The organism is Streptomyces sp. C (assembly GCF_000158895.1).
Taxonomy (GTDB): Bacteria; Actinomycetota; Actinomycetes; order Streptomycetales; family Streptomycetaceae; genus Streptomyces; species Streptomyces racemochromogenes.
Genome location: NZ_GG657750.1, coordinates 6,427,690 through 6,433,957, shown reverse-complemented (window position 1 = coordinate 6,433,957; position 6,268 = coordinate 6,427,690). Strand labels below are relative to the sequence as shown.

The 6,268-nt window shown below is 73.6% G+C and carries 6 protein-coding genes; 3 read left to right on the top strand and 3 right to left on the bottom strand.

Annotated features, from left to right (window positions below):
* Positions 1–36 precede the first annotated feature (36 nt).
* Both SSNG_RS28890 and SSNG_RS28885 read left to right on the top strand, forming a co-directional pair.
* The gene (locus tag SSNG_RS28890; RefSeq protein WP_007267471.1) at positions 37–1,536 is read left to right on the top strand and encodes an AlkA N-terminal domain-containing protein; all 1,500 of its coding nucleotides are present in this window, start codon (positions 37–39) and stop codon (positions 1,534–1,536) included.
* Positions 1,533–2,057, top strand: a complete 525-nt coding sequence (locus tag SSNG_RS28885; RefSeq protein WP_007267470.1) for a methylated-DNA--[protein]-cysteine S-methyltransferase — start codon at positions 1,533–1,535, stop codon at positions 2,055–2,057. The genes SSNG_RS28890 and SSNG_RS28885 overlap by 4 nt, the downstream gene beginning before the upstream one ends.
* A 1-nt stretch (position 2,058) precedes the next feature.
* Here the strand turns inward: SSNG_RS28885 and SSNG_RS28880 are convergent, their stop codons facing one another.
* From SSNG_RS28880 to SSNG_RS28870, 3 genes are read right to left on the bottom strand one after another with little or no spacing between them, the layout of a single operon-like run.
* Positions 2,059–2,487, bottom strand: a complete 429-nt coding sequence (locus SSNG_RS28880) for a hypothetical protein (RefSeq protein WP_042802173.1) — start codon at positions 2,485–2,487, stop codon at positions 2,059–2,061.
* A gap of 46 nt (positions 2,488–2,533) precedes the next feature.
* Positions 2,534–3,034 carry an NUDIX hydrolase gene (locus SSNG_RS28875; protein ID WP_007267468.1) on the bottom strand — a complete coding sequence of 167 codons (501 nt, stop codon included), beginning with the start codon at positions 3,032–3,034 and terminating at the stop codon, positions 2,534–2,536.
* Positions 3,035–3,093: 59 nt separating this feature from the next.
* Entirely contained in the window at positions 3,094–4,806 is a 1,713-nt protein-coding gene (locus SSNG_RS28870; RefSeq protein WP_042802171.1) for a BCCT family transporter, read from the bottom strand.
* A 142-nt stretch (positions 4,807–4,948) separates the two neighbouring features.
* Here SSNG_RS28870 and SSNG_RS28865 point away from each other — a divergent pair, with 142 nt between their 5' ends.
* Entirely contained in the window at positions 4,949–6,097 is a 1,149-nt protein-coding gene (locus SSNG_RS28865; RefSeq protein WP_007267466.1) for a glycerate kinase, read from the top strand.
* The last annotated feature ends 171 nt before the right edge of the window (positions 6,098–6,268 follow it).

Here is a 6,268-nt window from a genome sequence, read left to right as displayed (position 1 = left end):
CCAGCCCGCCGCCGGGGCTACCGGGATGCTGGAGCCATGTACACCGACACCGACCGCTGCGTGCGGGCCGTGCAGTCGAAGGACGCCCGGTTCGACGGGTGGTTCTTCACCGCGGTCCGGACGACCGGCATCTACTGCCGGCCCAGTTGCCCGGCCGTGCCGCCCAAGGTCGAGAACATGAGCTTCCTGCCCAGTGCCGCCGCCTGCCAGCAGGCCGGGTACCGGGCCTGCAAGCGGTGCCGGCCCGACGCCAGTCCCGGCTCCCCCGAGTGGAACGCCCGCGCCGACGCCGTCGCACGCGCGATGCGGCTGATCCAGGACGGGGTGGTGGACCGCGAGGGCGTGCCGGGGCTGGCGCTGCGGCTCGGGTACTCCACCCGGCAGGTGGAGCGGCAACTGGGCGCCGAGCTCGGCGCCGGGCCGCTGGCCCTGGCCCGGGCGCAGCGCGCCCAGACCGCCCGGCTGCTCATCGAGACCTCCGAGCTCCCGATGGGGGACGTGGCCTTCGCCGCCGGGTTCTCCTCGATCCGGAACTTCAACGAGACCGTCCGCGAGGTCTTCGCCCTCACCCCCGGCGAGCTGCGCCTGCGGGCGGGCCGCGGGACGGGCGGGCGGGGCGAGCCGCGGATCCCGGGGACGATCAGCCTGCGGTTGCCCTACCGGGCGCCGCTCAACCCCGACAACCTCTTCGGGCACCTGGCCGCGACCGCCGTCCCGGGGGTGGAGGAGTGGCGTGACGGGGCCTACCGGCGGACGCTGCGGCTCCCGTACGGCTCCGGGGTGGTCGCGCTGACGCCCGGCCCCGAACACATCGGCTGCCGGCTCGCGCTGACCGACCTGCGGGACCTGACCATCGCCATCAGCCGCTGCCGGTGGATGCTCGACCTGGACGCCGACCCGGAGGCGGTCGACGGGCAGCTGCGTACGGATCCGCTGCTGGCCCCGCTCGTGGACAAGGCGCCCGGGCGCCGGGTCCCGCGTACCGTCGACGCGGCGGAGTTCGCCGTACGGGCGGTCCTCGGGCAGCAGGTGTCCACCGCGGCCGCCCGTACGCACGCGGCCCGGCTGGTGGCCGCGTACGGGGAGCCCGTGGAGGACCCGCACGGCGGGCTGACCCACCTGTTCCCCTCCCCCGCCGCGCTGGCCGGCATCGACCCCGAGTCGCTGTCGATGCCGCGCAGCCGCCGCACGACCCTGACCACCCTGGTCGCGGCCCTGGCCGACGGTTCGCTGCCGCTCGGCATCGACAGCGACTGGGAGGCGGCCCGCGCCCGGCTGTCCGCGCTGCCCGGCTTCGGGCCGTGGACCACCGAGGTCATCGCGATGCGGGCGCTGGGCGACCCCGACGCCTTCCTCCCGTCCGACCTGGGGGTCCGCAAGGCCGCGCGGGCGCTGGGGCTGCCGTCCACGCCCGCCGCCCTGACCGCCCGGGCGGCCGGCTGGCGGCCCTGGCGCGCGTACGCCGTCCAGTACCTGTGGGCCACCGACGGCCACCCGATCAACCATCTGCCCGTAGCGCAAGGAGCACCGTCGTGAGCAGCACCGCCAGCACCGTCAACACCGTCAGCAGCAAGGTCCACACCGTCGTCGACAGTCCGTACGGGCCGCTCACCCTGGTCGCCACCGACGGGGTCCTCAGCGGGCTGTACATGACCGGACAGCGTCACCGGCCGGCCGAGGAGTCCTTCGGCGAGCGGGTGGCGGACTCCGAGGAGCCGTTCCCCGAGGTGCGGCGGCAGCTGGCCGCGTACTTCGGCGGGGAGCTGACCGAGTTCACCGTGCCGGTGCGGCTGGAGGGAACCGCCTTCCAGCGCAGCGTCTGGGAGCAGCTCGTCCGGATCCCCTACGGGCGGACGTGGTCGTACGGGCAGCTTGCGGCGGAGCTCGGCAAGCCGAACGCCTCGCGCGCGGTCGGCCTGGCGAACGGGAAGAACCCGGTCGGCATCATCGTGCCCTGCCACCGGGTGATCGGGGCCTCGGGCTCGATGACCGGGTACGGCGGCGGCATCGAGCGCAAGGTGCGGCTGCTGGAGTTCGAGAGGGGGGCCGGCGCCTGAGTCAGATCACCACGAGCGGGGCGAGCAGGGCGAAGCCGGCGCCGGCTTCGACGGCGTAGGCGTAGAGGGACGGGTGCTGGACGGGGGCGGCGAGCAGGACCACGCTGTTCTGGGTGGCGGCCGCCTTGATCCAGTCGTCGTCGGCGCCGAGCCGGCCCTGGTACCAGCCCTCGCAGGCGCCGGGGCCGGTGACGGCGAGGACGTCGTCCTCGCGGCGGTAGAAGGCCTGCCAGCCCTCGGCGGGCGCGGACCAGCCCTCGAAGTCCTCGAAGGCTGACCAGCCGCCTTCGCGTATCGCGGTGTCGAACAGCCAGATCGGCATTCCCTCTTCGGAGACCTCGCCGCCCGACTGCTCGTCGGTGGTGAAGTGGACCATGGGGAGGGCGTCGGGCCCGTCGGCCGTGCTCGGCCAGGCGTACATCGTGATCATCTGTTGATTCTGCCCTGGTCGGAGGAGTCCAAGTACGCGGGGTGGTTCAGGGGTTGACCGGCCGGCGGCCGTTCTCCAGTTCCACGGTGCCCTCGCCCGTCTCCAGGGCGCGGTACGCCTCCTGGGTGCGCAGGCCGAGCGATCCGAGGAGGTGGGCGGTGAGTTCGGTGGGCTCGACGAGCTTCCAGGAGAGCAGTTCCTCCTCCTGGAGCCTGATGGAGTCGAGCTGTGCGGCGTCGAGGACGCCGCCGTCGTAGAGGTAGGCGACGAGCGGCGGGCGACCGGCGCCGAGGCTCCAGTCGACGGCGAGGAGCCGGCCGAGCGGGACGTCGATGCCGATCTCCTCGGCGCTCTCGCGCCGGGCGGCCGTACGGGGTGACTCGCCGCTGTCCGATTCGACCGTTCCGCCCGGCAGGGCCCAGCCCTCGCGGTAGTTGGGCTCGACGAGCAGGACCCGGCCCCGTTCGTCGCGGAAGAGGGCGGCGGCTCCGGCCAGCACCCGGGGCAGGCTCGCGATGTAGGTGGCGAAGTCATCCGTGGTGGTCACGCGGCCACCCTAACCGGCGGTACGGGCTTCCCCGCAGGGCGGGCCCGCGCGGAACCCGTTCAGGTGCCGTCGCCGTCCTCGCGGTCGCGCCCCCGGGATCCGGCGACGCGGCGCAGCCGGGGGTGGCGGGTCTGGCCGTGCTCGGTGATGGCGTCGCCGACCATGGCCTTGACGGCGTCCCGCAGTCCGTGGAGGGCGGGGTGGCGTGCGGGTCCCGCGCCGGGGTCCTCGCGCAGTTCCTTCAGCAGCGCCCAGCAGAGCAGCAGCATGACGATCACGAAGGGCAGGGCGACCAGGATGGTCGCGGTCTGCAGGGACTTCAGGCCGCCGGCGACGAGCAGGACGGCGGCGACCGCGGCCATCAGGACGCCCCAGGTGACGACGAGCCAGGTGGGCGGGTGCAGGGAGCCGCGGCTGGTGAGGGAGCCCATGACCAGGGAGGCCGAGTCGGCGCTGGTGACGAAGTAGGTCATGACCAGGGCCATGGCGACCCAGGAGGTGAGGGTGCCGAGGGGGAGGGCGTCGAGCATCGCGAAGAGGGAGGCCTCGGCGCCCTCCTTGACCTTGGAGGCGAGGTCGGCGGCGCCGGTGGAGTCGAGGCGGATGGCCGTGCCGCCCATGACGCAGAACCAGACGACGGTCGCGCCGCTGGGGACGAGCAGGACGCCGACGAGGAATTCGCGGATGGTGCGGCCGCGGGAGATGCGGGCGATGAAGGTGCCGACGAAGGGGGCCCAGGAGAGCCACCAGGCCCAGTAGAAGATGGTCCACGCGCCGAGCCAGGCGCTGTCGGTGAAGGCGCCGGTGCGGGAGGCCATGGGCAGCAGTTCGTGCAGGTAGCTGCCGACGCCGGCCGGGATGACGTCGAGGACGTAGACGGTCGGGCCGAGGACGAAGACGAAGAGCATCAGGGCGGCGGCGAGCACGATGTTGAGGGTGCTGAGCCATTTGACGCCCTTGTGGAGTCCGGAGAACGCGGACAGCACGAAGGCGGCGGAGAGCGAGGCGATGATGACCAGCTCGACGCCGGTGGAGTCCTCGATGCCGGTGGTGATGTTCAGGCCCTTGGAGACCTGGAGGGCGCCGAGGCCGAGGCTGGTGGCGGTGCCGAAGACGGTGGCGAAGACGGCGAGCAGGTCGATGGCCTTGCCGGGCCCGCCGCCCGCCCGTGCCTCGCCCATGAGCGGGACGAAGGCGGAGCTGAGGCGGTTGCCGCGGCCCTTGCGGAAGGTCGCGTAGGCCAGGGCGAGGCCGGCGATGCCGTAGATCGCCCAGGGGGTGAGGGTCCAGTGGAAGAACGAGTAGTCCAGGGCGGCGCGGGCGGCGGCGCCGGTGCCGGGGGCGGCGCCGCTGGCGGGGGGCGGGTTGAGGTAGTGGGTGAGCGGCTCGCCGACCCCGTAGAACATCAGGCCGATGCCCATGCCGGCGCTGAACATCATCGCGATCCACGCGAGGTTGCCGAACTCGGGCTCGGAGTCGTCGGCGCCGAGACGGATCCGGCCGAAGCGGCTGATCGCGAGGACGACGCACATGACGAGGAAGACGTCGGCGGCGATCACGAAGAGCCAGGCGAAGTTGGCCAGCACCCAGGCCAGGGCGGTGGAGGAGGCGGTGTCGAAGGAGTCCTTGCCGAGGGCGGCCCAGCCGACGACGGCGAGCACGGCGAGCACCCCGACGGTGACGACCCCGAGGTCGGGAGAGTCGTCCGCCGGACCCCCGGACCCCGTTCCGGGGGCGTCCGGACGTGCTTGTTCCAGTGATTCCGCGCTCATGGGGCCACACTATGCGGGGATATATCCCTATTTACGCGCATGGCGCGCCGCTTGTGGCCCAGGCCACTCATGGGCATAGGAGGATCCTCCGGATAAGCTCATGGTGGCGCGACTGCACTGTTCGAAAGCAAGGGATAGCAAGGTGACGGACGGAGCAGTAACTGAGGCCGCGCGCGTGCTCATCGCCGCGGACAAATTCAAGGGCTCGCTCACGGCCGTTCAGGTCGCCGAGCGGGTGACGGCCGGCCTTCGCAGGGCCGTACCGGACGTGGAGGTCGAGACCCTCCCCGTCGCGGACGGCGGCGACGGCACGGTCGCGGCCGCCGTGGCGGCCGGTTTCGAACGCCGGGAGGTACGGGTCACCGGACCCCTCGGCGACCAGGTCACGGCCGCTTTCGCCCTGCGCGACGGCACCGCCGTGGTCGAGATGGCGGAGGCCTCCGGGCTCCAGCTGCTGCCGGCGGGGACCTTCGCCCCGCTGACGGCGACCACGTACGGCTCCGGCGAGGTGCTGAAGGCCGCGCTGGACGCGGGCGCGCGCTCGATCGTCTTCGGTGTGGGCGGCAGCGCCACCACCGACGGCGGCGCGGGCATGCTGGCCGCGCTGGGTGCGGTGTTCCTGGACGCGAACGGCGAACCGGTCGGTCCGGGCGGCGGCGCGCTGGCGCAGCTGGCGTCGGCGGACCTGTCCGGGGTCGACCCCCGCTTCGCGGAGGTGGAGTTCGTCCTCGCCAGCGACGTGGACAACCCGCTGACCGGCCCGAAGGGCTGCGCGGCGGTGTACGGCCCGCAGAAGGGCGCCTCGCCGGAGGACGTGGCGACGCTCGACGCGGCGCTGGCGCACTTCGCGGTGGTGCTGGAGAAGTCGATCGGCGCGAAGGCGGCGGAACTCGCCGCCTCCCCGGGCGCGGGCGGCGCGGGCGGCATCGGCTACGGCGCGCTGCTGCTGGGCGCGGGCTTCCGCCCCGGCATCGAGCTGATGCTCGACGTCCTGGGCTTCGCCCCGGCGCTGGAGCGGGCCACGCTGGTCATCACGGGTGAGGGCTCCCTGGACGAGCAGACCCTGCACGGCAAGGCCCCGGCCGGTGTCGCGGCGGCGGCGCGGGCGGCGGGCAAGCCGGTCGTGGCGGTGTGCGGACGGCTGCTGCTGGGGCAGGAGGCCCTGGAGGCGGCGGGCATCCGCAAGGCGTACCCGCTGACGGACCTGGAGCCGGACCCGGCGAAGTCCATCCCGAACGCCGGTCCCCTGCTGGAGCGCGTCGCGGAGAACATCGCCGCCGAGGTCCTCTGACCCCGGCGCACCGGACCCCCGAGGCCCGTCACCCCGTACGGGGTGGCGGGCCTCGCCCGTCCCCGGTCCGGGGGCGTCCCCTGCTGGGGCGCGACCGACGCGGGGCGGGGGCCGGGGGCTGCCGCTGCGCGGAGCTGTCCCCTACCCGCCCTTCCACCGTTCCCAGGGGCT

Bases quoted from the DNA above. Each gene is read 5' to 3' on its own strand.
- SSNG_RS28890 (WP_007267471.1), top strand. From the start codon at position 37: ATGTACACCGACACCGACCGCTGCGTGCGGGCCGTGCAGTCGAAGGAC.
- SSNG_RS28870 (WP_042802171.1), bottom strand. From the start codon at position 4,806: ATGAGCGCGGAATCACTGGAACAAGCACGTCCGGACGCCCCCGGAACG.
- SSNG_RS28880 (WP_042802173.1), bottom strand. From the start codon at position 2,487: ATGATCACGATGTACGCCTGGCCGAGCACGGCCGACGGGCCCGACGCC.